This window comes from Ensifer sp. 38_S197, from assembly GCF_056924495.1.
The window spans coordinates 1,373,363-1,399,972 of sequence record NZ_JBXOVZ010000001.1 but is presented as its reverse complement, the minus strand read 5'-3'; the positions used below and the strand labels follow the sequence as shown (position 1 = coordinate 1,399,972).

The following is a 26,610-nucleotide window of genomic DNA, read 5'->3' as shown; positions in this document are numbered from 1 at the left end:
GATGCAGAACTCCCTCACCATCGTCGCGCATGCCCGGGCAAAGCCCGGATTGGAAGACCTGATGATCAGCGAGCAGACAAAGCTGGTCGAGGCGACTGTGCGAGCGCCTGGATGTATTCGATACGAACTGCATCGCTCCAACACCGATCCCAGGCTGGTGACGTTTGTGGAAGAATGGGCCTGCGCCGACGACTGGCATAAACATATGCAAAGCCCGGCTATTCAAGCCTTCAGGGCAAATGCTGGACATTGTATCGGCGATTTCTCGCTGTTTGAGATGCACCGGATCGCATAAGTCCAGAACATTAGCAGATCTGGTTCCCCAGTCTGCCCGATCTGACTGACGGTCTCCATCGTCAGTCGCAAAACTCATCCTCAGCTTCACCGCGAACCGGTCGAAATCGCCCGCCGTAGTCCTGGCGCAGCCAGCACTGTGCTGGATCCGGCGATGTATCTTCGATGTTGCTGAAATTCTCTACGAAAAGAGGTAGATGGCCATGACAAAACTCAACTTCGGAATTGTCGGAACAGGCTTCATTGCTGGACTGATCGCACCGGCAATCCAGGGATCAGAATATGCCCGCCTTGCGGCGGTATCGAGCCGGTCGAAGGAAAAGGCCGAACGTTTCGCAGCCCAATACCCGGGTGCACGGGCCGTGCAGGGACTGGACGAACTGCTGGAGCAGTCGGACGTACAGGCCGTCTACGTCGCAGCGCCGACATCCGCCAAGCAAGATATTGCAGCGCGGGCACTGTCTGCCGGCAAGCATGTCCTGATCGAAAAACCGCTGCAGTCGAAGGACGTCGCAGAACGACTGGTTGCGATCGCACGCGAAAACAACGTCGTCCTTATGGATGCCACGCATTTCGTCCACCACACACGAACGCTTGCGATGCGCAAGCGTATCCCCGAACTTATTGGTGAGCCGCGCTCGTTGCACACCATGTTCTATTTCCCCTTCTCCGACCGGGAAAATATCCGCTTCGATCAGAGCGAAGAGCCGATGGGTGCGATCGGCGACATGGCATGGTATTCCGTGCGCGCGGCCGTGGAGTTCCTGTCACCCGGGCAACTGAAGGATATCCGGGTATTTGCAGAACTCGATGCGCAGACCAACGCGGTTATCCGGGCCACCGGCCTTCTCGCCTTCGATGATGGAAAGACAACGACGTTCGACGTTGGCTACACCACCGGCACGGCCATGATGGACCTCACCCTAGGCGGGACCTCCGGTGTGGTCGCTCAAGATGATTTCGTCCTCGACTGGAACAGCGGCTTCGCATTTGACAATCCCGATATCCCGACAGGCTTCACACACCGCACTGGCATGGCAACTCGCAAGGATATCAGCTTCATTGCAACGCCCGGCAGCAAGCCGCAGCATGCCTTGATGATCGACACCTTCGCGCAGCTCGCGCTCGACCCCGACTTCGGGCAGCGCTCGCACTGGATGGATGCCACCATTCAGACTCAGGCCTTGCTCGACGCCGTCTGGCAGGCAGCTGAAACGGCGTAAGGGAGAGAAGATGACCTCGCTTTTTGACTCTTACAATCTATCGGGACGCCTGTTGCGCAACCGTGTCGTGATGGCTCCCATGACGAGAGCACGGGCCACCGAAGGCCATGCGGACGGCGAAATCGCCCGTTATTATCGCCAGCGGGCCAGCGCAGGGTTTATTGTGACTGAGGGCACGCCGATCTCCCAGGGGGGACAGGGCTTTGCTTTCGTACCCGGAATCTGGAACGCCGACCAAATAAAGGGGTGGCGGAAGGTTACGGACGCCGTGCATGAGCAAGGCGGTACGATTTTTGCCCAGATCTGGCATGTCGGCAGAATGTCCCACGTTTCTCTGCAAGCCGAGAACAAGGCGCCGGTGAGTTCTACAGCAACACCAGCCCGGGACGACATGAGCAGGGCCTTTGCCTTCGGTCATGACGGCCAGCCTTCATTTGTCGAGACCAGCATTCCGCGAGCCTTGACCACCGAGGAAGTGCCGCGCGTGATCGCGGATTTTGCCAACGCGGCCAGCAATGCGGTCGACGCAGGCTTCGACGGCGTGGAATTGCACGGTGCCAACGGCTACCTGATCGAACAATTCCTCAACCCCACTGTCAACGACCGCCCGGACAGATACGGCGCTAAAACACTCGAGGACCGTACGCGGTTCCTGTTGGAGGCTGTTGACGCCGCAATCGCCCGCATTGGCCGTTCACGCGTGGCAATCCGGCTGTCGCCATACGGCCAATTGTTCCAGATGGCACTTTATCCGCAGATCGAGGAAACATACCTGCACATCGCAGCCGAGCTTGGCAAACGCGATATCGCCTACATTCATATCATGGACCAGGCAAGTCGCGGCGCCTCGCCGATGCCGGAGGGCTTCCTCGAAAAGTTCCGCCGGGCCTATTCCGGCACGCTGATCCTCGCGGGAGGTCTTGATCAGGCACGAGCCGAACAGCTTCTTAAGGACGGTTTGATAGACCTCGCTGCGTTCGGCCAGCCTTTCATTGCCAATCCCGATCTGGTGGAACGCTTTCGCCATGATTGGCCGCTTGCCGATGCCGATAGACGGACATTCTACGGCGGCGATTCATACGGCTATACCGATTACCCGGCCTATCAGCCGGCACCTGTCGCCGCGCAGGGATAAACGTCGACGGTTCGTCGCACGGGCGGGGATTCTCTCCGCACCGGCGGCATCGTCATCGCACAGTGGACCGGTGCCTCAGCGGCTCCGCTCCTTATCCAAACTCTCAAGGAGTCATTGCCGCTGGCTGGGCTCGTCGCCGGCTCTGCAGGGGTTTAATCCAATCGATCGCTTGAAACCTAGGAAAGCCCATGGATAGCAGAAGCGGGGAAATGTTAGCCTTCACCAGGGTGGTGGAAACAGGCAGCTTTGCGGCGGCCGGAAAAGGCCTCGACATGACCGCCTCCGCCGTCAGCAAGGTCGTGACACGGATCGAGCAACGCCTCGGCGTGCTGCTGTTGAAGCGTTCGACACGGGCGTTGAGTGTGACGGCGGAAGGCAAGCAGTTTTACGAAAATTGTGTCCGGATCATTTCCGATATCGACCAGGCTGAAAGCGATCTGGCTTCCAAGACGGCCTCCCCCCGCGGCGTTCTGCGGGTAAACGCGTCGCTTCCGTTTGGGAGCCATTGGTTGCTACCACTGCTGCCTGAGTTCAGGCAGCGCTATCCCGAGGTCGTACTCGATATCTCGCTGACGGATGCAATCGTCGATCTCAATCGCGATTCGGTCGACATCGCCGTGCGCATGGGACCATTGGCCGACGCTGATTTTCATGCCCGGCTCCTGGGACGCAGTCGTCGAGCAGTGGTCGCTGCGCCATCATATCTGGAAAAACACGGCTATCCGGCCGAGCCCGGCGAGCTGGCCAGGCATCAATGCTTCAATTTCAACTTCAGGCGCTCGATGGACGAATGGCCCTTCGTCGTGGACGGGGAACATGTGAACGTCGCGATCCGCGGAAGCACGTTGACCAATAACGGGGAGACGATGCGCCAACTCACCCTCGACGGGCTCGGTATCGGCCGTCTGGGAATGTTTCATATTGCGAAGGACCTTGAGAGCGGACGCCTGGTGGAGCTCTTACCGGACTACAATGCCGGCGACATTGAAGAGATAAATGTCGTCTACAGCAGCCGGCGCCATATGCCGACTCGAACCCGTGTGTTCATTGATTATCTGGTCGAGAAACTGCAGTCCGTGTTGAAGCTCGATCAATAGCTTTCGGCCTTTTCGTGCGCCGTCGCGCTGCGTGATCCAGCTTGCGCCGGAAACATATATGAACGCGAGCAACAGGGTTTGGCGTCGCACCCCTTCCGTTCTGGGGTCACACTTATGGAACGGGTATGCAACTGAGGAGGTACGATACGCATGAGTTCGGGTAAAGACGTTATAGCGACACCCAAGGGCGCCTGGCCGTCACAGCGTCACCCTGTGCTTGAGTGGCTCATGCTCGATACGCGGCAAGATCGCTTCCTCGACAATATCCTGGTAGAACTATGCGAAAGACTTCGCGAAAGCGGAGTATCCGTCGCGCGATCGACCGTACATATCAGGACCTTCAACCCTCAATGGCTGGGCGCGCGCCTACTTTGGCGCAAAGGACTGAGCGTAGCCGAAATAACCACCTTCGAATACGGGATCGAGGAAGCACAGCGCTACCAGAACAGTCCTGTGCAGGAAATCATGAACGGTTGCGATTTTTTGCGCCGGTCCCTTTGCGATGGCACCCACGGTGCAACCTATCCTCTCTATGTCGAATTGCGCGATGCAGGTTACACCGATTACGTCGCCTGGCCGATCAAGCACACGCTTGACCGCAAACACATCATTTCGTTCGCCAGCGACAGACACGGCGGTTTCACACAGCAAGAGATCGATCTCCTCGAAGACATAGTGCCAGCCTTTGCGCTGGTAAGCGAAATTCGGGTCAAAAACCGCCTGGCTCGAACCCTGCTTGAAACCTACGTCGGACCTCATGCCAGCGAACAAATCCTCGCCGGCGCGACGACCCGCGGTAGTGGTGTAACGGTTAGAGCGGCAATCATGGTCTGTGATCTGCGGGACTTTGCCACAATTTCGGAACACCGGTCCCGCGACGATGTAATCGATCTGCTCAATCGCTTTTTCGACGCGATGTGTGAGCCGGTCGAACGGCATGGTGGTGAGATCCTGAAGTTTATGGGGGATGGTTTTCTCGCTATTTTCCCACTCGACCGGGACGACGCGTGCCTGCGACTGGTTACCGCGGTCAACGCGGCCCAGTTGGCGTTATTCAAAATGAATGCTGAGAACGGCGTGCGCGGTATTGATCCTCTCGGTTATGGGATCGGTATACACTTGGGCGATGTCATGTATGGAAATATCGGGTCGCGAACACGGCTGGATTTCACCGTCATCGGACGCGCAGTGAACATCGCCGCTCGCCTTGAAACTCTTACCAAGCAGCTTAGCCGTTCCGTCCTCATGTCCTCGGATTTCATCACGGCTGTCCCGTCGATGCAGGTGGAGGTCTTGGGGACGTACAGCCTCAAAGGTCTGGAAAGCCCTCTCGACGTTTACGCGCCTCGAACAGTACCTGCGTAACCTGTCATGTGAGGGCGACGCTGGTGAAGGACGCAATAATCGACGGTTTCAGTTCGTTAATTAGCCGAATAGAGGGACAGGCCAGGTCTGGCGGTTGCTGACGAACGGCTGAAATCCGGCCTTCATGAAGGTATACGTCGTCGCTTCTGATCTCAGGCCCCAACGGTTTTCCCCGAGACTATCATCGTCGTCCGCCACCCTTCTTAGCGCCGCTGCTAATGAGTGACCGAAATTTCGATTTCATCCACACGACGAATGCCAGAGTGGCCCAGGATCTTGAGTGCATCTGGCCCGTCGGCATAATCTGGGATGAATCGAGAGGAAAGCGGCAAGGGCTTCTTCAAATTCGATTCTTGCCAACGCTCCGCCCAGGCGGCGATGGCGGAGGCCGCTTGGTTTAAGTTATGCAGCCAGGACTGGTTCGTCCCAGCATAGCGTTATGGGGTATGCGCCGCCTCCACCCCATTGATTTTGCGTGTTTGTGACCATTGAGGTTTCTGCCTTTCTGCCAGAATGTTTTCGGCAAGAGCTGGAGATTTGGCATGGCGGATGGTGAAGGATTTGTCGGACGATGCGAAGTGGTGGAGCCTCGTCGGGGAAACCGACGCTGGCCCAATGCTGTGAAAGCGCGGATTGTTGCGGAGAGCCTTCAGCCTGGAACCCGGGTCGCTGACGTAGCGCGTCGTTATGATCTCGTTGCACATCAGCTTTCGAGCTGGCGACGACAGGCGCGTCAGGGTCTTCTGGCGCTGCCTGCTGAGCTGCTGCCGGTCATGCCGGCCTTTGCGGACGGATCTATCGAACCTGCCTTCGTGCCACTGGCGATTACGACGGAGCCGAACATGACTTGTGATGCTTTGCCGACCCCGGAGCCGGTCGCGGCCGCTTCGCAGATCGTGACGGTAGAAATAGGGGCAGACCTCGTGATGCGGGTTCCCGGCGATGTACCGGTTGATCGGGTGGCGGCCTTGGTGCGTGCGATGCGAGCGCCGGCATGATCGTCGCGGGCCAACGCTTGCCGATCCTGATCGCGACGCGGCCGGTGGACTTCCGCTGTGGCCATCAGGCGTTGGCCTTGATGGTGCAGACCGAGTTAAAGCTTGATCCGCATTCCGGGGTGACGGTGATCTTCCGGTCGAAGCGCGGGGATCGTCTGAAAATCCTGGTATGGGATGGCACCGGAATGGTGCTGACCTACAAAGTCTTGGAACAGGGCAGCTTCGCCTGGCCCAAGGTGCAGGATGGAACGATGCGGCTGTCGCGGGGACAGTTTGAAGCCTTGTTCGAAGGGCTTGACTGGCGACGCGTGATGGCGCGGCGAGTGGTGCCCCCGGCTGCGGCAGGATGACTCACCAGCTTAATTTTGGCATTGTTTTATTGGGCTTTTCTGCTTCGCTTTGCTATGAAGACACATGTCGAAGCCGATCGATCTCAGCCAGTTCCCGGACCTCCCTCCCGAGGTATTGAATGCCTTTGCGGCAGTGCAGTTCGAGCTTTCGGTCGAGCGTGCGGCACGCCAGCATGAGCAGGCGGTGGTGGCCGAAAAGGACGCCTTCATCAGCGAGCTGAAGCAGCTGATCGAGAGGTTGGAGAGCCAGGTTCAGGACTATCGGCGCACGAAGTTCGGGCCGAAATCGGAAAAGCTTGATCCGACGCAGATGGAACTGGCGCTGGAGGACCTGGAGACGGCGATTGCCGAAACGCAGGCCCAGATCGCCTTCGTCGAGGAAAAGATCGCGGCCAGCGCCGTTGATCCCGCAAAGGCTGTTCCTCGCAAGGAGCGGAGGCCACGCGCACTGCCCCAGAGCCTGCCGCGGGTCGAGCGGGTGATCGAGCCCGACAGCATTGTCTGTCCCTGTGGTTGCGGCAACATGGTTCGGATCGGCGAAGATCGGACGGAACGGCTCGATCAAATTCCGGCACGCTATCAGGTGATTGTCACGGTCCGCCCGAAATACGCTTGCCCCAAGGGGCGCACGGGCGTCGTTCAGGCCAGAGCGCCGGCGCATTTGCTGGAGGGCAGCTGGCCGACCGAGGCCCTGTTGGCGCAGATCGCCGTGTCCAAGCATTCCGAACATATGCCGCTGAACCGGCAGGCCGCGGTCATGGCCCGACACGGAGTGCCGATCGACCGCACGGTCCTGGCAGATTGGATGGGTCGGACAGGTGCTGCGGTCGCGCCGGTGGTCGACCACATGGCCAAACGGCTGATGTCGGAAAGCGCGCGGCTCTATGTCGACGAGACCACGGCTCCGGTGCTGGATCCCGGGCGAGGCAAGACGAAGACCGGTTATCTCTGGGCCGTGCTGCGCGACGACCGCGGCTGGAACGGATCTGCGCCACCGGGCGTAGTGTTCCATTATCGACCGGGGCGTAAAGGCGAATATGCAGCAGAAATCCTCGACGGCTTCAACGGCACGATCCAAGTCGATGCCTACGGTGGCTACTCGCACCTGGCTACGCCAGACCGCACGGGCGGGGACCCGTTGAAGCTGGCCTTCTGCTGGGCGCATGGTCGCAGAAAGCTGATTAAGGCCAAACCCAAGAAGGGGTCGCCCATCGTCGACGAGGCGCTGTTGGGCATCGCCGCCCTCTACAAGATCGAGGATAGCATCCGCGGTTGCGATCCCGATCATCGCCGGGCTGTCCGCCAGAACCTGTCCCGTCCGCTGGTGGACGAGTTCTTCACCTGGTTGGCAGCTCAGGCCAAACGCGTCTCGCGCAAGTCCGACCTCGGCGAAGCCATGGCCTATATGCTGAGACGTCAAGACGGCTTCCGACTGTTCCTGGACGACGGCTGCGTCGACATCGACTCCAACCTCGTCGAAAACGCGATCAGAAGCCCCGCCATGAACCGCCGCAATGCGCTATTTGCCGGGCACGATGAAGGCGGCCGTAATTGGGCCCGTTTCGCCAGCCTGATCGGCACATGCAAGATGATTGGTGTCGAGCCCTATGCCTATTTGCGCGATCTCTTCATCAGCCTCGCCAACGGCCACCTCGCCAAAGACATCGAGGCCCTCATGCCCTGGGCCTATGCGCAACGCAGCGCCTCACAATGAGCTCGTCCGGGACTCCCCGATGAGCTCACAGGACCTTCCGCAAGCGATCGACATCGCCGTTGCAACCGCAAAATCAATGGGGCGGAGACGCCGCATACCTTCTGAGCAATCGGCGGTAGGCGTTGTTGTCGCTCGTGGTCTGATCAAGAATTTCTCTAAGCACCGCATGGTCGTTTGGCGTTAGATAACACTGAAGTCGATTGCTCATGTCATAACTCCTCGGAGCAGATCTGCTCCGGCAAAATTAACTGGATCACAGTTTCCCTGGCCGCTGGTCTCATGGCGCCAGGGTCACGGTCCTGAAATGGAGCTACCGCCTTGAGCCAGAAAACGACGGAGTCGTTGAGAAGGCAGGATGAAATCCGGGTCGTCTGCAGTTAGCAGACGATGACACCCGATGCACCGTCAGCGCTGCATCGCTTCCCTAGACGAAGGCTTGTCACACTCAACGCAGGCTTTCTGGACGTTGCGTATCCACTCGGGCCAGGATTTTTCACTTCAAACAACTCGCATAATTTGCGTCACCAATCCTCTCCGGTTCGCTCGAAGACGAGCCACTCGGTTCCCTTTTTGGCCAGCCGCGCCCTGCGGGCCTCCTGAATTTGCTCCGCCCGTCGTTTGGTGAACGGCCCCATGGGCTGGGTTTTCTTTTCGCCGCAACGGACCTGGCAGTACCAAGTGATGCCATCGTACGAGAAGATATCGACGGAAGTAGACGTCTCATGCGGCTCTTGCTTGGCAATCTCGTCGATGAAGACGATCGACCTGGAGTAGTGCTTGGCGGGCGTCATCTTCTGCAAGCCAGGAGCCGGATTGCGCTCGGGCGACGTTGACATGGCAGAACCTCCTTTTTTCGCTGCGGCGGTGCGAGCCTGGCATCTGCCTCGTCAGCAGACGACTTTCTCATGCTCCATTGCAACCTCGATCATCAGATTCTCGATGTCACGGGATATCGAAGCGGCAGCCAGTACGCGCCCGTCGCGCTTGAAGCGCAGCAGACAGTCCGTGCCGGAAATGTCGCCTTCGACCATGATCTCGTCCCATCGCTCGGCATAGCCGACATAGTTGATCCTGACGTCGTAGTGCTGGCTCCAGAAGAACGGCACGGCTACGAACTTCTCGCTCCGGCCGAGCATATTGAGCGCCGCGGTCTGCCCTTGCCTCTCGGCCACCACCCAATGTTCGACGCGAATGTTCTCTCCGCTATGGGGGTCGGACCAGCGCGCGATGTCACCCGCCGCGAAGATCCCGTGTTCACTGGTTTCCAGAAAGCTATTCACGACGACGCCGCGGTCCGTTACCATTCCTGCCGTTTCAGCGAGTTCCGTCCGTGGTCGCACACCGATGCCAACGACCACGAGGTCCGCGGCCAGCGTGTCGCCGCCGCTAAGTTTCACTTTGCTTCCATTGATGCTGCTGGCAGTCTCCTCAAGGTGAAAAACGACCCCGTTCTTCTCGTGCAGGGTCCGGATGAAGTCGCCCATCTGCGGACCCAGAACCCGCCCCATTGGGTGCTTGCCGGGGGCGACGACATGGACTTCGATGCCGCGAGCGCGCAGGGCCGCGGCGACTTCGAGGCCGATAAAACTCGCTCCAAGCACGACCACCCGGCGGGCCGTCGCGGCCTGCTCGATTATGGCCCGGCAGTCGGCGAGCGAGCGCAGCATGTGGACATGGGGTTGGTCGGCACCCGGAATCGTCAGGCGCACCGGCTCTGCGCCGGTCGCGAGCAGCAATCTGTCATAGGGGATCGAACCACCGCCAGCGAGGATGACCTCGCGGGTCTGCGGCTCGATGCGAACCGCTTGCGTCCCGAGACGCAGGTCGATCTGGTTATTCGAATAGTAGCTCTCCCCTCGTAGCGGGACCCAGCTCTCCGGCGCCTTGCCGGCAAGATAGTCCTTTGAAAGGTTCGGCCGGTCGACAGGCGCCGCCTCGTCGTCGCTGAGCATGACGATGCTGCCGCGATAATGCTCTCGCCGCAGCCTCTCAGCGGCGGCAAAGCCGGCCGCCCCCCCGCCAACGATGACGATCTTCTCAGGCATTCCTTCCACGGCACGCTCGCTCGTCGTCAGTTCGCCGCGCTTGCGCTTGCCGACGACGAAGATATGGCCGTCGCGCTGTTCCACCCACCAGCATGCCAGCGGCCTGAAGGCGGGCGCGCTCAGGGCCTCCCCGGTCCTCAGGCTGAAACATGCGTGATGCCATGGGCAGCGGACGGTATCACCGACCACCAGCCCGTCCGCGAGCGGACCGTTGTAGTGCGTGCAATGCGCGTCGACGGCGAAAATCTCCGCCCCGCGGCGCACGAGCAGCACCTGCGCATCGCCGCAATGGCCGACCAGCTTGCTGCCGTCAGGAAGATCGGCAAGTTTGATTCCTAGCGCCAGATCGGGCCCAGTCATGCTGGTGTGTCCAGGAGCCATTCGTTTCTCCTTTCGCTATCGAGATGCGGTTTCGCCGTGACTGCTGATAGCGTCTTTGCAGGTCGGGGCATTTGATCTCAGACGGCAGTTTGTTACCGCTACGTCTATGAAGCAAACGAATTTAATCGCCTGTTGTGTGCAAATTTTCTGTTAGATTGGAAGCGGCAACAGGACATCTAAAGTATGGCTTGCCCGGTCCTGCCCCAATCGGCGAGGAAGGACGCCAGTCCCTTCTCTGTGAGCGGGTGATTGCTCAGATTCCGAAGCACTCCCGGTGGCACCGTCGCGATATCGGCGCCTGCGATTGCAGCCTGCGTAACATGCAGCGGCGTGCGAATTGAGGACGCCAGAATTGCGGTATTGAAGGACTTGTCGTTGTTGTAGATCGCTCGGATTTCCCGGACGACTTCCATGCCGTCGAAGCCGATATCGTCCAGCCGTCCGACGAAAGGCGAAATGTAGGCCGCGCCGGATTTCGCCGCGAGCAAAGCCTGGTTGGCCGAAAAGCAAAGAGTCACATTGACCTTCAACCCGCGTTCGCTGAGGGCCCGGCAAGCCCTGAACCCATCCCAGGTGGATGGCACCTTGACGGCCACATTGTCAGCTATGCTGGCCAACTGCATCCCTTCGGCGACCATGCCGTCGAACTCAGTCGCGGTGACCTCCGCTGAGACCGGGCCCTCGATCGCCTCGCAGATCTCCTTGATAACCTCCCGGATCGGTCGGCCGGTCTTTGCGATCAACGACGGGTTCGTCGTCACTCCGTCGACAACGCCTGCGGCGGCAAGCCCGCGGATTTCGACAATATCGGCTGTATCGACAAAGAACTTCATCGTTTTTCTCCTGGCATGGTCGCATATGCATTGGCGACGCGATCTCCGAGGTGACTTGGTCGTAGCAGATGTGATCGCCCGCCCTATCTCTGTGAGGGCAGGGCAGCAGAGAGCGACGTGCATGAGCGCCAAAATCTCCGAGAAGGACATCAAACTGAAGCGTGCCTATGAGAGTCCGACGGACAGTGACGGCAAGCGTGTCTTGGTTGACCGGCTGTGGCCGCGCGGAGTGAGGAAGGCCGATGCGGCAATTGATTATTGGGCGAAGGAACTGGCGCCAAGCACTGAGCTGCGGAAATGGTTCGCTCACGATCCCTCCCGATGGGCGGAATTCCGCCGGCGGTATGCTGCGGAGATCAAGGAGCATCGCGAAGAATTTGATCGGTTGCGTAACCTCGCGCTTAACGGTCCCATCACACTTGTCTACGCGGCCCGCGACGAGGCGTACAACGATGCTGTTGTCCTCAAGGAGATCTTGCTGGCACATCGATAAAATGCCCTTCCGAGAGTGTCGGCATTGCCGACGATCGACGCGGGTGTCAACCGTGGCGCGGCCACGCCAAATGGCGTCCGGCAATCCCCGGCCCAGTGCTCACTGCCGGCGCAGCCACGCCGAGTTGATAGACTGGCTACCCGGCATGCAGCGCTCGACTGAGGATTTCACTCCATCTTACGGACCAGCTAATATACATCAAACGAATTTGATTGACATTTAAACGCAACTTTTATGCTATACTTTGATGGACATCGAACTCGCCCGTACTTTCTTGGAAATTGTTTCAACGGGAAGTTTTATTCGAGCCGCGGAGCGCTTGAATGTTGCGCAGACGACGGTCAGCGCGCGGATTCGCCATCTCGAACAACTGCTCGGCCGGCCGCTATTCATTCGGAACAAAGGCGGCGCGTCCCTGACGCCGGCAGGCGAGCAGTTCCTGCGTCACGCGCCAACGTTTGTCCAACTCTGGCAGCGCACTCGTCAACAAGTCGCGGTGCCGGCAGGGCGCCGGGCGGTGCTGACGGTGGGCAGCGAAGTCACTCTTGCGCAACCACTGCTGCTGAGCTGGGTTGGGTGGATACGCCAGTTTCTTCCCGATATTGCGGTTCGCGTCCATGTCGACGTGCCTCAGGATTTAATCAATCAGGTCGCCTCGGGAATGGTCGATGTGGCGATCATGTATGCTCCGCAGCATCGTCCCGGCTTAAGAATTGACCTGCTGATGGAAGAAAAGCTCGTGCTTGTAACAACCGATCCGGAAGCGAAGCGCCTTGAGGAGACGAGCTACGTCTACATGGATTGGGGACCGGATTTCGGCCGGCAACATGACATGAACTTCCCGGACGTCGCACCGGACCTCTCTTTCGATCTCGGTCCCCTGGCTCTCAGCTATGTCCTTGCGAGCGGCGGCTCGGGCTATTTCAGAAAGAGCGCGGTGGAGCCGCATTTAGCGGCGGGTGAGCTCCATCTCGTACCCGACATGCCGCAATACTCCTATCCGGTTTACTCGGTGCGGTCGGCAAATGCCGATGAGAGTGTCGTGGGACCTGCCCTTGCCGGCTTGCGCGCGATCTCCGAAGGCAACATCGAGGCCTAAGTGGCCGCGTCCGTCGATGGAAACAGAAGATCGGCTGTGGTTCCGTTCCCTCGCTCGCTGGCAATGTGCAGATGGCCCCCGACCATCTGCATGAAAGTGCGCACCTGCGCTAATCCCATTCCGGTACCGTCCTCGCCCTTGGTCGTGAAGAACGGGTCCAGGACCTTTTGCAGAACGTCCGGTGACATGCCGCAGCCGTGGTCCTGGACGCGAAGCCGGGCGTAGGTTCCTGGCGCGGGCCGGCCGGGCGCACAATCGGTCTCAACAATCCGCTCCGTTCCGATGCAAATCTCGCCGCCGCCTGGAATCGCATCCCGAGCGTTAAGGACAAGATTAAGGACCGCGGCTTCAAACGATGCTGGATCGATCAAACAGCTTGGAATGTCGGAACCAAGTTCGAACCTGACGCGGACGTCAGGGCCCGCGCCATATCTGAGAAATGGCCCGGAAGAGCTGACGCACGCATTCAAGTCGCCCACTTTGAGGTCGAGTTCTCTGCGATCGGCAAAAGCAAGCAACCGCGAAATCAGTTCGACACCCCGATCGACGCCTTCCCGCGCCGCCGCAATATAAGCCCGCACGCTCTCCGGCTGGTCGGCTTTTCGGTCGGCGAGCCTCAGGCCGGAATCAACAATCGCCAGGATGTTTCTGAGATCATGGGCAATACCACCGGTCATCTCTCCCAGAGAGGCAAGTCGGCGCATTGTGCTTTCGCGCTGTTTGGAGGCCTGTAAGCCGCCGCTGCTCTCCGCCTGCGATGGCTCTAAGAACTCTGGCCGAAACGCCATGTTTGTCATGGTAGCCCCTCATGGTTGCCGGTGCCGGCCGGACACTGCGGTCCCGCGCCATCGTCCTAAGTTATTCGCGTTGGCTGACCGGCGCCCGAAACCCGCTCTCTAAACTCGGCGGACTATCCGCTTCGCCATTATTTCTTCGACCCTTGGAAAGGCCTTGAGGATCTCATCCGGTAGGCCGCCCCCTGCAGCGCCCGCCTCCATCCAACCGCCATGCGCTGGTTCGCCGACTACGATGCGTCCGACCATTCCCGCCTGCTCATGTGGAACGCAACAGTAGTCATAAACCCCTTGCTCGGTGAAGGTTACCGAAAAGCTCTCGTCGGGCAGGAGATAGCCCGAATCCCAGGATTTTGCCGTTTCAGGAATGCGCCGCGGCCTCCCGAAGTTTGCCGGATGATAGGCGGTTGTCGTATGCGAATTGCCGGGATTGAAGTTGGTCCAGCGGACCATCTGACCCGGCTTGATCAGAACACCGATCGGGTCGAGCCATACATGTGAGCCATCGGCGCGCCCCTGCATCCTGATCTCCAAGACCTCTTCGGCCCACACGTCCCGCCGGAACAGGGAAAGGACGGCGGCGAACCCGCCCCATAGACCCAGCACTTCACGCCGCGCGACCTTCATTTGGCGACGCTCGCTTCGCCGTCCGCGGGAACATGCCACAGGACCACATGGACATGCGGCTCTTCCACGCCTGGATGGCCGGCGTTGTAGTAGACGTCGACATGGTCGACGCTGCCGCCGGGCGCTACAAGGTTATCGAATGACTTGTCCGGATTGAGATCCTTTGTCGGCAGCATATAGATCGTGCTGACAAGCTTTCCGTCGTGGTCATATGCGAGGAACGGACCGGCCGGCAGGGTCGCCGGATCGACGAAGAGCTGGCCCATGCCGGGGAGGAAATCGGGTAACTTCACCAGCTTGCTGACCTGCTGATAAGGTGCGGCCGGCGGCGCCTTTACGACTTCATCCGCCGCCATGGCACCAAGCGTGCTGGCCAGTGTCAGGATAGATCCGAGGAGGAGTTCTTTCATCGGGGGAGATCCTTTTCTCGTTCAAACCCGCGGTCGCCGAAATTCCGGCAGCCAATGACTGTTCACGACCTGCCGCGTACAGACATTCAACAGCCCGGCAGTAATATTAGTCCAATGAAATTAACTGGCATTTCAGTGCAGTATTTCTGCATTGCTCCGTTTCCGGAACTTCCGAGCTATCGCATAATTCCGCGCGGTCATGTTCGTTGCCGCGCGCTTGATTTCAAAAATTCCGTCCCCATGTTTCAGTAATCATGGATATTCTGGTGACACAGCGAGAGCCCCAGCGCCTCAAAGCAGGCCTCTAGCCCGGACGCGAACTCTACTGGCTTCGCGTCCGGGTAAGCCAGTTTTCAAACCCAATGCGAGACCGCTGCAGACGGAGTGCCGAACGCACTTCGCGCGTATCGCGTGTATCGGCTGAGAGGCGACCATGATGATCTTCAGAAACCTGTCGAAAGACGATATTACCCTTGATCTTGCGACAAAGGGAAAGCACTCGGCGCTGGCGAAGATCGCCGTACAAACGGCTGCGAGAACCGGGCTCGATGATCGGAAGGTTCTTCGCGGCTTTTGGCGGCGCGAGAGGCTCGGCTCGACCGCCATTGGTCGTGGCGTCGCCGTCCCGCACGCGTTGCTGCGCTCGATCACGGCGCCTGTGGCATCCTTTACGCGACTGGCTCCTCCGATTGATTTCAACAGCCCCGACCTCGATCCCGTCGATCTCGTCTTTACCTTGCTCTGGCCGCGCTCTCAGACTCGCACCTTCTTGCCCGCGCTTTCGCAACTGTTTCGGCTGGTGCGGACGCCGCTGATCCGCGAGGGGCTGCGGCTGGCCCGGTCGGCCGAGGAGGTGATGGCGATCCTGCAGAGCGAGGCATGCCGCCGAGCTCCTGCGCCTGCCGAAACGTCATCCAGTAGTTCGAACTGTAGCCGCGCTCTGCCGCCGTCATCCAGAGCAGAACCAGGTTGATGCCGCGATAAGCAATCCCGTTGTGTCGCAGCGGTCTCACCGGCGTGCCACCGGCGCCCCAAGGCTGCATCCACGGCCGTGTCCCCGCCTCCAGCTGCTCGACGATGCGTGCGGTGATCCGCTCATAGACGTCACTGACGGTGGTGGTCTCGATAGCCTTTGCCTTAGCCATTTCCTTGCCCTTTCCCTGATCTCGCGAAGCGGGAGCCCTTCGCTCCTGCTTCCGAGCTCGTGCGGAACAGCGGGGGATTGGGGTGCAAGCGGCTGCGCGGGGACCCGGCTGCACGCAGCGGCACGTCAGTGGCGTGGAGGAAGCTGGGCGGCAGGCGCTTGAAGGGGCGAAGGGGGCGGCGTCCCCATATGCGCTAACTTAAGGCTCGACACGAGGAATCGTTGTGTGATTCCTCAGTGAGATGCGAGCAACTGATTCCATCGAAACGGACTGGCAGTCTCTGGTCTCGAGACTGTCGAATGTTATTGACCTCGAGGCGACAGCACGTGCGTCGGGCGCACTTGTGCGGCGTCGCTGCATCGGTAATTCGTCGACTTTGCTGCGACTGGCGTTAGCCTATGGTCCTGGCGGGATGAGCCTGCGTTCGGCGGCCGCATGGGCGGGGTTGAACGATGTGGCGAAGCTTTCCGATGTCGCTCTTTTAAAACGCCTTCGGGGGTCAGCCGAGTGGCTGGGAAGCATTGCGGGGGCTCTTCTCGCAAACGTTTCCAGAACAAGCCCTTCGATGACGGGTCGCCGCTTACGTATCACGGACGGCAGTTCGATCTCGTGCCCCGGTAGCGCTGGCACGGACTTTCGGCTTCATGCCACATACGAGCCTGCACTTGCGCGTTTCACGCATCTGGAGCTCACCGATGCTCATGGCGGCGAAGGTTTCTCTCGCGTTCCAATCCATCAAGGCGACATCATTATCGGGGACAGGGGCTATGCCCGCGCCCCATCGCTGGAAAAGGTGGTTTCGGCTGGAGGCGACTTCATCGTCCGCACGGGTTGGGCGAACGTACGGTTGACAACACTGGATGGTCAACTGGTGGATTGGGACGCTATTTACAAGCCGATGCAGCCCGGAGAGGCTTGCGACATCGACGTTCTCGTCGAGCATGCAGGGCGCAAAAGCAAAGGTTGGGGTAAGCCGATCTTCCAAGCTCGGCTCATTGTCATGCGTAAGAACGCGGGGGCGACCGAGAAGGCCCAGAGGGTCGCCAGAAAGGGGTTTCAGCGACGCCGAAACAACGGAGAAATGCAACCGATGACCATGACAGCGGCCGGCTTCGTCATGTTGCTGACGTCTATCCCTGTGAAGGAAATGGGTGCTGAACATATCCTTCAAACCTATCGGATCCGATGGCAGGTCGAGCTTGCATTCAAGCGGCTCAAGAGCGGATTGGGCATACACAGGCTTCCAGCCCGCGATCAACGCCTCGGCCGAAGTTGGCTGATGGCTCACCTGATCCTGGCGCTGATGATTGACGAGACCATGAACGAGGTTCTCGACTCTCCCCCCTGTGAGGAAGACACAGGAAAAAACCAGAGTACCTTCGCTCTGGAGATTGTTTAAGCTGCTGAAGTGCACAATCCTCGCAGCCATTTTACGCCCCTTGCGGCGCAGGAAAATCTCCGTGCTCTTGCCTGATATAATTCGTCATCTTTGCGATCCGCCACGAAAGCGAAAAAGCCAGTTCGCTGCGGCCATCCCAGTCAGACAACCCTTAAGTTAGCGCATATGGGGCGGCGTCCCCTCAGTCCCTCCCCTAGAGATCAGATGTCGCGGGTGCACCCGCGCCGGAAGAACCTTGTCGATAAAAGGCGATGGACGAACGGGAGATCCGATGCGCGCTCGACTTCGCGACCACCCGCCCTAGCATAACCCGATTGCGTGATTGCGGGAGGCAATTCCGGTGAATAAGCTTCGCGGCATTGTGCAACCTGCTCAACTGACGAGGGCATCAATGGCGATCGGTACTGTGAAGTTTTTCAATCAGGACAAGGGTTACGGCTTCATCTCTCCGGAGAACGGCTGTCAATGCCGGGTGAAATTTCCCCAAAAGTGCCGAAGTAAAATTCCCCAATTATGCCGCCCCGGATGACGTGGAGAATTGGGTATTTTTCGGTGGCCTTCCGCGAGGGCGTTGCGGCGGGGCGAAGGACGGCGGGGTGATCAAAGCCTTGGATCTCACGTGTTCAGGCATCAATTCGGCATGTTGGCGCAGCCTGTAACTTGATCCCTCGATTTGAACGGCGACGGCATGATGCAAAAGTCTGTCGAGCAAGGCTGTGGCGACTACGGCGTCTCCAAAAACATCGCCCCATTCGGCAAAGCCGCGATTGGATGTGAGGATCATCGCGCCTTTCTCGTAGCGAGCGTTGACGAGCTGGAAGAACAGATTGCCGCCGCCGGCGATGACCGGGAGATAACCGATCTCGTCAACGATCAGGAGACTGGGCCTGCAGAAGAAGCGGATGCGTTCTTGCAGCCGTCCTTCGCGCTCGGCTCTGGACAGGGCCGCAATGAGATCGGCCAGTGTGCAGAAGTAGACGCTCTTGCCTGCTTTGACAGCTTCGACGCCGAGCGCCACGGCCAGATGGTTTTTGCCGGTTCCCGGCGGCCCGAGGAAATGGACGACCTCATGGCGGTCGACAAAACCCAGTTGCGCAAGCGTGAAGATCCGATCTCGATCGAGTGAGGGCTGGAAAGAGAAATCAAAGCCAGCGAGCGTTTTGATGGTTGCCAGGCGACCCATCCGAAGCGCGGTCTTTATGCGGCTGTTCTCCCGCAGGGTCAGCTCTTCGGAAAGTAGGATATCGATCGCTTCGAGTGCCGACAGCTCGCCGTGCTCCAGGCGCCGGACAATATGGTCGAGTGCTTCAAGGGCACGTGGCATCTTCAAGCCGACAAGGTCATGGCGAATGCGGTCGATCATCGACGGCACGGAATCGAGAGCGGCGCTCATGTGCGGTTCTCCTGTGCCATAGCTCTGGCGACAGCGTCGTAGAAGGCGAGCGGCCGCTGTGTGACCCTGTCTCCGGATCCATGAAGAATGATCTCGTCATTGTTGACGTGTGGTCGCGATCGTGGCTGTGAGCGAAGGGTTCTGTGTCCTGGTTCGACGCGGCGCTGATGACGACCCTCCAACACTGGATGCACCGCAATGAGGGTGCCTTCCTCGAAGATCCGAACTTCATTGGCCAGGGTATGAACCTCGACGAGACGTCTCCTGGTGGCGTCGGGCACGCTGTAGGCGTTTTCCACCAACGCTGACCATTCCGTCTCGAGAGATCCTGCGCTCCAGTCTCAACACGGATCGGAACGGAGCCAGTGGCAAGGGACGCAAATGATGACGCTCCTCGGCGAAGGCCTCCATGACGACACGCTGCGTTGTCGCGTGCACGCGCGGATTGGCAACTGTATCAAGCCAATACCGCAGTTGGCTGTTAAGGTCGTCGAGGTTGCGAAACGAGCGTGCCAGGAAGAAGTCTTCGCGGATATAGCGGAATGGTCGCTCGACCTTTCCCTTCGTCTTGGCGCGATAGGCTTTGCAGGCCTTTGGATGAAAGCCGTAATGGCGGGCAAGATCGAGCAGAGCACGGTTATAAACAATGCCCCCGGTTTCCCCTTCGCCGATGACGGCAGTCTTCATTCGGTCGTAGAGAATCTCGCGTGGAACACCGCCAATTGCATCGAACGCGGCGACATGGCATCGCAGCACCGTCGGAAGATCCTGATGCATGGCGAAGCGGCCCCATATGAGACGGCTATGGCCCAACACCATGGAAAAGAGCCAGACGATCCTGGGCGTTGACGGCTCATCGGTGAAGATGACCTGAAACTGGGCGAAATCCACCTGGGCCTGTTCGCCGGGAGCTGTTTCGAACCGAACTTCAAATCCCTGTTCTGAGGTTGGGCGAACATCTCTGAGAAAGTCCGTGACGGCCGTGTAGCCACCCGCATATCCCCGATCCTTCAGCTCTCGCAGGAGCCGCCGGCCGCTCAGGCCGGGATAGGCAGCAACCCGTTCACGTAGATAAGCCGTGAACGGATCGATCACCGTCGCCCGTGGCTTGCGTGGTCCATAAGCAGGCGCTTCGAGACCCCGCTCAATATATTTACGAATTGTCTTTCGATCGACGTTGGTTTGTCTGGCGATCGCCGACACCGACAACCCCTGCCGGTGCAAATCTAAAATCATGACTATCTCCCCGAGTTTGACCACCGACATTCCCCTCTCGACCATCGAGAGCAGTATCGGTGATGACGCGCCGCCGGTCTTCCGGGGCGCGCCCCGGAAGACCGGCGGCAACGCTAAACTGGGGAAGATTCAAACGGCACTTCTGGGGAGTATTGATCCGGTATCGACAACGGCGGAACGGACGTGTTTGTCCATATGTCAGCAGTAGTCGCCGAGAGGCCGCTGCAAGAAGGCCAAAGGTCAGCTATGAGATTGGCCAGGATCGCAAGACTGGAAAGTCGAGAGCCGAAAACGTCAGGTCAGTCTGAACCGCGCCGTCGCTGCGCAAAGCCGGTTATGCGGGCGAACGACTGGCAACAGAGCCATCGCGGTGACCAACAGATCAGCGCTTGACGACCAGCCTTGCAGTCAGGGCGCCAGGCACGCTTTACAGATCCCACAGCCGTCTGTGTCCATGCTTGTCGCTCAGCGCTGCTCTTGACAACAGAGGCAACTGACGGTGTTCCGCGCGCTTCTGTCGACTTGTGCGATATGGCTTCGATTTGATGCTCGCAGAAAGCTCAAACGTCCTTCGGTTTGGAAAAGCGGACCCCTGCCCCGCCCCCGTTTTCGGGGATGAACTCCAAGCCAGCTTATTCAAAAGCAGTCTGGATGGCATTTACGGTTCATAGAGAGCCCGGCTTCACACAATCGGAGGCAGGATTGAGCGCAGCCGTTACCTTCCCACCCGTCGGTCCCGACGGAGCGGTGGATCAGAGACGAAGTTCACGCGGCATTTTCCGTCAGCGCTCAAGAATCACCTTCCAGCGTGATCCGCAAAGCCTGAATGATCTCCGCGGCATCGAGAAGGGTATCCCTCGCGTCTTCAGGTGAAAGGTCTCGGGCCCGCGACGATGCGATTTGCAGATCGATCAGCACATCCCTTGCACGACGATTACCCGCGATTTCCGTCTGCCCACGCAGATCGCGGATGGTGTCGACGGACCGGTCAAGAAGACGGCTCATCTCACGCGGGGTCAGCTTCTCGACCTCGTTGGCGGCTCTGATCAATTCGCAGATGAAGGCGTGAATGGCAGACATGGTGGGAAGTGGTCTTGCTATGTGATTTCAATGTTACGTTGGCGTGAGGGGCCGAATTTGATCAAGGGCGAGCGCTCAGATCACGAGGCGTCAAAACGCTTCAACAATCTTTCAAGCTGCTCGTTCTGCAATCGCAGCTTGTCCGAGAGCTGCCGTCTCAGCTGCCGGACCTCTTCATCCAAAGCAGCAACTTGCTCGGATAAGCTCGGCGCCGGTCGCACAGCGACCGGCGCTTCATCGGGCTCAATCTCGACAACCACAGCAACGGGTTTCGCGCTCGTCTTCCTGGCGCGCCGCTGCACTCTTTTCGGTTGCGTCGACGGTGCGCGTCCAGCGCGTGAGGGCTCGTTGCCACCGATCGGTTCCTCAACAACGGGAACTGTTTCGAGTAAACGATCGTTTGCCGATTCATTCGCCACGGTATCCGCGGAGGTAACGGCCTCATCAAGCGGGGCTACCGGCGTTTCGACAATCGGGGCCGGGAGTTCTTCCGGTTTCTTGGTGTCGATCTCGGGCGCGTTTTTTGCGTGCTCGCCGGCTGCCCCTCGAGACGCCAGATCACGCAGAAACTTCCATGGTGATTTCATAATGCTTCGTCACCCCGGACTTGAGCGGCCCGTCCTTGCGATGTGATGACGAAGGCCGATCGCCGAAGCGATCGGCCTCTCACGATATGCATCAGGCAAGCCCGAGCCGCTTGCGGAGATCGGCGTTCTCCGCCCGCAGTTTTTCACTAAGCGCCTTGCGCAGCCGCGCATTCTCTTCTTCGAGCTGAAGAAGATCGGCGATTTCGTCCAGGACCGAAACCGGCGCTTCTGCGGACGAAGTTGGTGCAGAGCGCTTTCCCGTGGCTTTCGCAACGCCCTTGGCCCGGGTCTTGGAAACGGCCGAAGACGGCCCGGCGACCTTCAGGTCAGCCGGCTTTTCCTTGGGCTTCCTGCCTCTCTTGACCTTCGGCGCAGCACCTGCCTCTTCTAAGGCCACATCCGACGCAACCTTCTTCGCCCGCGGGCCGCGCTTCTTCGGCGCCGCCACTTCGGCCGGCGTGGTCGCTTCGGCGACGACAGCGCTGTCGTCCGGTTTGATTTCGTCTGCCATAAGTTTTCTTCCTCTGTAAGCCTGCACAGTTTTCCGATGGGTGAAGCGCAGTGTCAATGATTGCACTGGCCAACGCCGGGCATCGGCAATATCGGTGCTACATTGCGTGGCGCTGTTGCAGACGAACGACCCTGCGCCAGCGCGCATGCGAGAGCGAATGGAAGACAGATGACGAACCGCAAAGACATCGCCGATCGCGTTAGTGCCAAGTGGCACGATTTCGGTTTTCCGATTGACGATCACCCCGAATTCCAGGCCCTTTTAAAACTCTGGATCAATGGTGACGTATCCATTGACGATATCCGGCGTCGATATGTGAAATTACTCGAGCAGCGCATCCGTAAAGGCAAGTCCGAGTAAACGCGACTGACATCCGCCAAGCGTCGTTCGCCGCGGGCCTGTATGCGCAGGAAAGATCTGTCCCGCGCCACATTCCAGTTTGCCGCTGCCCGCTTCCGTCGGGCACAGATAACTGAAAGCGCTCTGATCAAACGGGCGCCGGCCCGGCGGGGCCGGGATGACGCGCGGTTTCGGCGCTGGTTGACACGAGGTGGAGCCATTGGTGGTGAGTGGCGCCAGACCGAGAGAACCATCGCCGGTGAGGTCGACGGTTCTCGAGGGCCAGGAACTTTAAGCGCGTTGTGGCAGTCCCCCTCCATTTACGGGGTTTGCACGGTCGCCCTGGGGCGGGCCGCGTTCTCAGATTGTTCCAGTGCCATTTCGAGACAACTTCTCTTGCTTTTCAACCGACACGCGCCCACGACATCTCGATGCGCCGATTTTTCCAATAATCCGAACGGGTTAGAAATCCACTTTCGTACACGCCCCGTTCTCACGTCGTTCGGCGCATATTAGAGTTTAAACTTTCAGTAGAAATTCAGGGTTTTTGGCGCAATAGATCTACGCGTTTTCTCGCACTGGCACATAGGAACGGGATGCAGCTTCGAACCCTTTCTCGCAACCAGTTCCACGAGAACTTCGCACAAACCTGCGAGTCCGGCCGCTGCCGCTGAAGAAATGTCGCCGAAGTTTCTCACGCTCGAGACTGGTGGTGCTATTGGGGAGTTTGCGTTGAACCGCGAAATCACAGCAGGCCTCGCACGGCTTCCGGAGGACCCTTCGCTTTACTTCGACCTGCGCGAAGCACATCTTCTTATTCCACTCGCGCACCTGGTTAACACGCGTGCGCGCGAACGAGGCATGGTCAATGCGAACCGTCATATGTTGGCGGCGGCCAATGGCCGACAGGAAAAACGGAAACCTCTGACGGTTCGTGCTCTCGGCAACGAGCTGTGGCTGATGGTCGATGGGAATTCGACTTTGCTCAATGCGCGTCATTCCAATTGGCGGGCGATCCCTTGCAGCGCCAGGTGAGCGCCCACCGTATTAACGTCGACTGGGAACGGTTGCGGGCGCAAAAATCACATGATTTCGGATGAGGCCACGATTGTGCTGTGGAAATCGTCGATATTTGGTCCGTGCTCGCGAGGACCCCAGATGACAACAGAGAGCCGCTCGGCCGAGAATTCCCGCGTCATCAAGAGGGGAAAACAATGACAACGACCAATGAAATCGCAGAAAAGATCGCGACCGAACATGGCTTGACGAAAGTCCAGAGCAAGGCGGTAGTCGAAGCGGTCTTCGCTGCCGTGACCGCCGCTGCCACATCGGGCGCTGAAACGTCGATTCCAGGCTTCGGCAAGTTCAAGATTAAGAACACGCCAGAGCGCGATGCACGCAACCCGGCAACTGGTGCGACCATCAAGGTTCCGGCTGCAAAGAAGCTGACGTTTGCGCCGGCCAAAGCGCTGAAGGACGCGCTAAACGCTTGATGAGAACGGCGGGGGCGGGCGTAAATCGCTAACCGGAGCGCACGCCCCCGCCAGCCGCCCCAGGTTTGTGGCTACGGCACTTCTCCGCGGCATACCGCAGCCAGGCTGTTAGGATTCTGTATGTCTGCAACTTCGATCACTATCGAAGCTCGTCTCATTCAGAACCGGCGAACCTGTGGACAGCCCTAAATCTGTCTATGCGCTTTCCGGATAGCCCGCTTGATGGATCGAAAATGGTGCGTTTTGTCCGGCAGGTCGGGGGTGCATAAAGCCCTGTGGTTTACTTCTCCGGTTGTGATAGAGCGCCGTAACCTGGCCGCTTATAGAGCATGTTCTCGCTAGCCACGATTTCCGGCTCGTACACCTTTGCGTCCCACTCAGCCGGTTCCAATTCGAAGATCGAGACGGAAAGGGATGCATCGCTTGAACCCAGGATCGCTTTCTGCCCGAGCAACTCTTCCGTCCCTCGCGATTGTAAAGTTATTCGATCAAACAACCGCACCTTGCTGAATACGGGGCGGATGTGGTCGCCTGATCGTTGGGACTACCTCGGCGCTGTCGAACGACAGAAAATGGCTACCCGGTCGCTGCTGGAAGACCAGAATCCTACCGCCACAAAATCGATAATCAGTGATCTCGTTGAGGCGCAGATGGCTCGAGAGCTCGTCTTGTCACCTGCAGAGGAACTGAAATTTGACGGCGTGACGACAGACTAACCCCGGAGCATTGACCAATGCAAAAAATACGGAGATTTGCTTTAGCAATATCGCTCTTAGCAGGTGTTCCCTCCGCAGTGAGCGCTCAGGAGCGGGCGCTTAGGGAGGCGCAATATAGGTTTGCTTCTTCGCATCCACTACGCATAAGACAACGGAGTCAGGGGTTGCAAATTCGAAGGTTAAGGTAATGCTTTACGATCAACGGCCAACTGCTGCGATAATAGACACTTCAAAGGTTGCGTCTCCGGGCAAGGAGCTCACCCCGATGGCAGCCCGACTAGATACGCCGTCGTTGGTATGTTCTTCCATGAACCTTGAAGCAAAATCAGCGATCCTGCTGTGAAGCGTGTAGCCCGCGGGTGCGTTGACGTAGACCGTCAGGCTAAGAACAGAGAGTATCTGTTCTCCGCTGACCAGTTGGGATTTTGCCGCCGTCAGAGCATTCTTCGTCGCGAGTTCCATCGCCCTCCGGTATGTTTCAACCGGCGCTTCCGGCACCACTTGCCCTATATGAAGAAGCTTGCCGTTTTCTCTCGGCGTCATTCCCGAGACAAAGATCATATCGCGGTGGCGTCTTGCCGGGACGTAAAACCCCTGTGGTTGAGGTGCGCTTCGGTGAATCATCTGTCCTAGCTCCGATAGCGATTGACCATCTCAACGATGCGCTTTCCAGCTTCAACGGTGGCCGAATGGTCCTGTGAGAAGTTCAGGCGAATGCTATTGGGATGGGGGCCGAACTCGGTTCCGGGCGTGACAATTACGTTGGCCTGATGCCGAAGGAGCCGAACGAAATCCTGAAGGCCGACGGACAACGGAGGCAAAGTCGGAAACAGATAGCTTCCCGCCTGCGGTGTGCGGCTCTCCAGCCCGCCGCTGCGGAAGACTTCGAGCAAGTCGTCTCTGATTGCCTGATGCAGGCGGATGCGCTCATCCATCCATCCTCCAGGCTCGTTGAACCAGGTTCTGAATACCGCCTGGTTGTAACCTGCCGCGCGCAGCGAAACGATGGCCTGCAGCTTTTCCATCCTGCTTATAATCGTCGGGGAACCAAACGCGACTCCGAGACGGTAGCCGCTGAGCGACTCCGTTTTCGAAGGTCCCATAATGGTGATCACCTGTTCGGTCGGCAGACCCCGTGCGCGAATGTGGGTGTACTCCTCGCCTTCATAGCGCAGCCTCGAATAGAGCTGATCGGCGATGACGGTGACACCGTAGTCTCCAGCAAGCTGGACGATCTGGTCAATCTCGGCTTCTGAGTACACTACGCCAGTGGGGTTGTTCGGATTGGAGAACAGGAAAGTCTTGGCCCCCGCCTCAAATGCGGCACGCAACTGAGAGAGATCCAAGCCAGCCCCAGCCGCGGCGTTCAGATAGTTCATCGCAACCGGCATCACCTGCCCGCCGAAGAACTGCACCAGTTTTCGGTTGGCAAAGTAGTCAGGCTGCACAATAGCAACTTTGTCACCGTCCGAGACAGTCGCTGCGACTGCTAGAAACAGTGCGCCTTGCGTTCCCGGAGTGAGAATAACGCCCTCGTCCCCAGAGACAGGCGCCCCGGTGAACGTTGCAAGCCGCTGCGCCAAGTCAGTACGTATGTCGGCCGAACCGCGATATTCGGTATAAGCCTGTCGGCCGCCGGCATCCACCGCCTCGAAAAAGCGCTTCGACGAGCCGGGCGTCGGAGTGAAAGCATCGACGTCCCCGTGCGAGAAATCGACGAGCGTGCCCTGGAGTTCATCGCCGCGCATCAGCTCGCGAATGTTGCCGGCGCTTTGCCTGACCTCCTGGCCGGGCGCGTTGTCGGTGGCGAGAGTGGCGAACTTTTCTATGACGGAAACCATTTTAACCTCTTG

Annotated in this window: 26 protein-coding genes and 4 pseudogenes; 16 read left to right on the top strand and 14 right to left on the bottom strand. The window is 58.9% G+C overall.

Annotated elements, in window-relative coordinates:
- The first annotated feature begins 1 nt into the window (after nucleotide 1).
- The 8 genes from AC1Z3V_RS06515 (at nucleotide 2) to tnpC (ending at nucleotide 8,176) form a co-directional block, all read left to right on the top strand.
- Nucleotides 2-295: a putative quinol monooxygenase gene (locus AC1Z3V_RS06515; RefSeq protein WP_483497918.1), complete on the top strand. Its 294-nt coding sequence runs from the start codon at nucleotides 2-4 to the stop codon at nucleotides 293-295.
- Between the two features lie 196 nt (nucleotides 296-491).
- Nucleotides 492-1,517, top strand: a complete 1,026-nt coding sequence (locus AC1Z3V_RS06510) for a Gfo/Idh/MocA family protein (protein WP_483497916.1) — start codon at nucleotides 492-494, stop codon at nucleotides 1,515-1,517.
- A 10-nt stretch (nucleotides 1,518-1,527) separates the two neighbouring features.
- A complete protein-coding gene (locus tag AC1Z3V_RS06505; protein ID WP_483497914.1) occupies nucleotides 1,528-2,652 on the top strand; it encodes an alkene reductase in 1,125 nt (374 codons plus the stop codon).
- A gap of 188 nt (nucleotides 2,653-2,840) precedes the next feature.
- Entirely contained in the window at nucleotides 2,841-3,749 is a 909-nt protein-coding gene (locus tag AC1Z3V_RS06500; protein ID WP_483497912.1) for a LysR family transcriptional regulator, read from the top strand.
- Nucleotides 3,750-3,899: 150 nt separating this feature from the next.
- Nucleotides 3,900-5,114: an adenylate/guanylate cyclase domain-containing protein gene (locus AC1Z3V_RS06495; RefSeq protein WP_483497910.1), complete on the top strand. Its 1,215-nt coding sequence runs from the start codon at nucleotides 3,900-3,902 to the stop codon at nucleotides 5,112-5,114.
- A 542-nt stretch (nucleotides 5,115-5,656) separates the two neighbouring features.
- Nucleotides 5,657-6,112 carry an IS66-like element accessory protein TnpA gene (tnpA, locus tag AC1Z3V_RS06490; RefSeq protein ID WP_483497908.1) on the top strand — a complete coding sequence of 152 codons (456 nt, stop codon included), beginning with the start codon at nucleotides 5,657-5,659 and terminating at the stop codon, nucleotides 6,110-6,112.
- Nucleotides 6,109-6,462, top strand: a complete 354-nt coding sequence (gene tnpB, locus AC1Z3V_RS06485; RefSeq protein WP_483497907.1) for an IS66 family insertion sequence element accessory protein TnpB — start codon at nucleotides 6,109-6,111, stop codon at nucleotides 6,460-6,462. Before tnpA ends, tnpB begins: the two co-directional genes overlap by 4 nt.
- 64 nt (nucleotides 6,463-6,526) lie before the next feature.
- Nucleotides 6,527-8,176: an IS66 family transposase gene (gene tnpC, locus AC1Z3V_RS06480; protein WP_483497905.1), complete on the top strand. Its 1,650-nt coding sequence runs from the start codon at nucleotides 6,527-6,529 to the stop codon at nucleotides 8,174-8,176.
- A 521-nt stretch (nucleotides 8,177-8,697) separates the two neighbouring features.
- On the opposite strand, the gene AC1Z3V_RS06475 is transcribed toward tnpC, so the two are convergent.
- The 3 genes from AC1Z3V_RS06475 to fsa form a co-directional block, all read right to left on the bottom strand.
- Nucleotides 8,698-9,012: a hypothetical protein gene (locus AC1Z3V_RS06475; RefSeq protein WP_483497903.1), complete on the bottom strand. Its 315-nt coding sequence runs from the start codon at nucleotides 9,010-9,012 to the stop codon at nucleotides 8,698-8,700.
- Between the two features lie 51 nt (nucleotides 9,013-9,063).
- Nucleotides 9,064-10,602, bottom strand: a complete 1,539-nt coding sequence (locus tag AC1Z3V_RS06470) for an FAD-dependent oxidoreductase (RefSeq protein WP_483497901.1) — start codon at nucleotides 10,600-10,602, stop codon at nucleotides 9,064-9,066.
- A gap of 176 nt (nucleotides 10,603-10,778) precedes the next feature.
- Nucleotides 10,779-11,435, bottom strand: coding sequence for a fructose-6-phosphate aldolase (gene fsa, locus AC1Z3V_RS06465; protein ID WP_483497899.1), 657 nt, complete (start codon nucleotides 11,433-11,435; stop codon nucleotides 10,779-10,781).
- A 121-nt stretch (nucleotides 11,436-11,556) separates the two neighbouring features.
- Between fsa and AC1Z3V_RS06460 the strand changes: the two genes are divergently transcribed.
- On the top strand, nucleotides 11,557-11,928 hold the full coding sequence (locus AC1Z3V_RS06460) for a DUF488 domain-containing protein (RefSeq protein WP_483497897.1): 372 nt from the start codon (nucleotides 11,557-11,559) through the stop codon (nucleotides 11,926-11,928).
- A 247-nt stretch (nucleotides 11,929-12,175) separates the two neighbouring features.
- On the top strand, nucleotides 12,176-13,027 hold the full coding sequence (locus tag AC1Z3V_RS06455) for a LysR family transcriptional regulator (protein WP_483497896.1): 852 nt from the start codon (nucleotides 12,176-12,178) through the stop codon (nucleotides 13,025-13,027).
- Here AC1Z3V_RS06455 and AC1Z3V_RS06450 read toward each other — a convergent pair.
- The 3 genes from AC1Z3V_RS06450 to AC1Z3V_RS06440 all read right to left on the bottom strand — a co-directional run bounded on the left by AC1Z3V_RS06450 (nucleotide 13,024) and on the right by AC1Z3V_RS06440 (nucleotide 14,858).
- Nucleotides 13,024-13,824 (bottom strand): sensor histidine kinase, encoded by an 801-nt coding sequence (locus AC1Z3V_RS06450; protein WP_483497894.1) that lies wholly within the window; start codon nucleotides 13,822-13,824, stop codon nucleotides 13,024-13,026. The two genes, AC1Z3V_RS06455 and AC1Z3V_RS06450, sit on opposite strands and share 4 nt — an antisense overlap.
- 99 nt (nucleotides 13,825-13,923) lie before the next feature.
- Nucleotides 13,924-14,448, bottom strand: coding sequence for a plastocyanin/azurin family copper-binding protein (locus AC1Z3V_RS06445; RefSeq protein WP_483497893.1), 525 nt, complete (start codon nucleotides 14,446-14,448; stop codon nucleotides 13,924-13,926).
- Complete coding sequence (locus AC1Z3V_RS06440) at nucleotides 14,445-14,858, bottom strand: DUF5602 domain-containing protein (RefSeq protein ID WP_483497892.1); 414 nt, start codon at nucleotides 14,856-14,858, stop codon at nucleotides 14,445-14,447. Before AC1Z3V_RS06440 ends, AC1Z3V_RS06445 begins: the two co-directional genes overlap by 4 nt.
- A gap of 433 nt (nucleotides 14,859-15,291) precedes the next feature.
- Between AC1Z3V_RS06440 and AC1Z3V_RS06435 the strand changes: the two genes are divergently transcribed.
- Nucleotides 15,292-15,831 (top strand): PTS sugar transporter subunit IIA, encoded by a 540-nt coding sequence (locus AC1Z3V_RS06435; protein ID WP_483497891.1) that lies wholly within the window; start codon nucleotides 15,292-15,294, stop codon nucleotides 15,829-15,831.
- Here the strand turns inward: AC1Z3V_RS06435 and AC1Z3V_RS06430 are convergent.
- Nucleotides 15,788-16,003: pseudogene (locus tag AC1Z3V_RS06430) on the bottom strand (ArdC-like ssDNA-binding domain-containing protein); the annotation flags it as partial. The gene AC1Z3V_RS06435 and the pseudogene AC1Z3V_RS06430 sit on opposite strands and share 44 nt — an antisense overlap.
- Before the next feature lie 412 nt (nucleotides 16,004-16,415).
- Between AC1Z3V_RS06430 and AC1Z3V_RS06425 the strand changes: the two are divergent.
- Both AC1Z3V_RS06425 and AC1Z3V_RS06420 read left to right on the top strand, forming a co-directional pair.
- A complete protein-coding gene (locus tag AC1Z3V_RS06425) occupies nucleotides 16,416-17,402 on the top strand; it encodes a transposase (protein WP_483497889.1) in 987 nt (328 codons plus the stop codon).
- A gap of 391 nt (nucleotides 17,403-17,793) precedes the next feature.
- Nucleotides 17,794-17,868, top strand: a pseudogene (locus AC1Z3V_RS06420) (cold-shock protein); the annotation flags it as partial.
- 45 nt (nucleotides 17,869-17,913) lie between these two features.
- Here the strand turns inward: AC1Z3V_RS06420 and istB are convergent.
- Together istB and istA are read right to left on the bottom strand one after the other, a co-directional pair.
- On the bottom strand, nucleotides 17,914-18,795 hold the full coding sequence (istB, locus tag AC1Z3V_RS06415) for an IS21-like element helper ATPase IstB (RefSeq protein ID WP_483497888.1): 882 nt from the start codon (nucleotides 18,793-18,795) through the stop codon (nucleotides 17,914-17,916).
- Nucleotides 18,792-20,055, bottom strand: a pseudogene (gene istA / locus AC1Z3V_RS06410) (IS21 family transposase). The gene istB and the pseudogene istA overlap by 4 nt, the downstream one beginning before the upstream one ends.
- A gap of 141 nt (nucleotides 20,056-20,196) precedes the next feature.
- Between istA and AC1Z3V_RS06405 the strand changes: the two are divergent.
- Nucleotides 20,197-20,339: pseudogene (locus AC1Z3V_RS06405) on the top strand (cold-shock protein); the annotation flags it as partial.
- A 481-nt stretch (nucleotides 20,340-20,820) separates the two neighbouring features.
- On the opposite strand, the gene AC1Z3V_RS06400 reads toward AC1Z3V_RS06405, so the two are convergent.
- The 3 genes from AC1Z3V_RS06400 to AC1Z3V_RS06390 all read right to left on the bottom strand — a co-directional run bounded on the left by AC1Z3V_RS06400 (nucleotide 20,821) and on the right by AC1Z3V_RS06390 (nucleotide 22,452).
- The gene (locus AC1Z3V_RS06400; RefSeq protein ID WP_483497886.1) at nucleotides 20,821-21,111 is read right to left on the bottom strand and encodes a hypothetical protein; all 291 of its coding nucleotides are present in this window, start codon (nucleotides 21,109-21,111) and stop codon (nucleotides 20,821-20,823) included.
- An 80-nt stretch (nucleotides 21,112-21,191) separates the two neighbouring features.
- The gene (locus AC1Z3V_RS06395) at nucleotides 21,192-21,698 is read right to left on the bottom strand and encodes a hypothetical protein (RefSeq protein WP_483497885.1); all 507 of its coding nucleotides are present in this window, start codon (nucleotides 21,696-21,698) and stop codon (nucleotides 21,192-21,194) included.
- A gap of 91 nt (nucleotides 21,699-21,789) precedes the next feature.
- The gene (locus AC1Z3V_RS06390) at nucleotides 21,790-22,452 is read right to left on the bottom strand and encodes a hypothetical protein (protein WP_483497884.1); all 663 of its coding nucleotides are present in this window, start codon (nucleotides 22,450-22,452) and stop codon (nucleotides 21,790-21,792) included.
- A gap of 828 nt (nucleotides 22,453-23,280) precedes the next feature.
- On the opposite strand from AC1Z3V_RS06390, the gene AC1Z3V_RS06385 reads away from it, so the two are divergent.
- Nucleotides 23,281-23,583 (top strand): hypothetical protein, encoded by a 303-nt coding sequence (locus AC1Z3V_RS06385; RefSeq protein WP_483497883.1) that lies wholly within the window; start codon nucleotides 23,281-23,283, stop codon nucleotides 23,581-23,583.
- An 80-nt stretch (nucleotides 23,584-23,663) separates the two neighbouring features.
- Entirely contained in the window at nucleotides 23,664-24,041 is a 378-nt protein-coding gene (locus AC1Z3V_RS06380; RefSeq protein ID WP_483497882.1) for an HU family DNA-binding protein, read from the top strand.
- Nucleotides 24,042-24,955: 914 nt separating this feature from the next.
- Here AC1Z3V_RS06380 and AC1Z3V_RS06375 read toward each other — a convergent pair.
- Both AC1Z3V_RS06375 and AC1Z3V_RS06370 read right to left on the bottom strand, forming a co-directional pair.
- A complete protein-coding gene (locus tag AC1Z3V_RS06375) occupies nucleotides 24,956-25,381 on the bottom strand; it encodes a RidA family protein (RefSeq protein WP_483497881.1) in 426 nt (141 codons plus the stop codon).
- 5 nt (nucleotides 25,382-25,386) lie between these two features.
- Nucleotides 25,387-26,598, bottom strand: coding sequence for a pyridoxal phosphate-dependent aminotransferase (locus AC1Z3V_RS06370; protein WP_483497880.1), 1,212 nt, complete (start codon nucleotides 26,596-26,598; stop codon nucleotides 25,387-25,389).
- Between the last annotated feature and the right edge of the window lie 12 nt (nucleotides 26,599-26,610).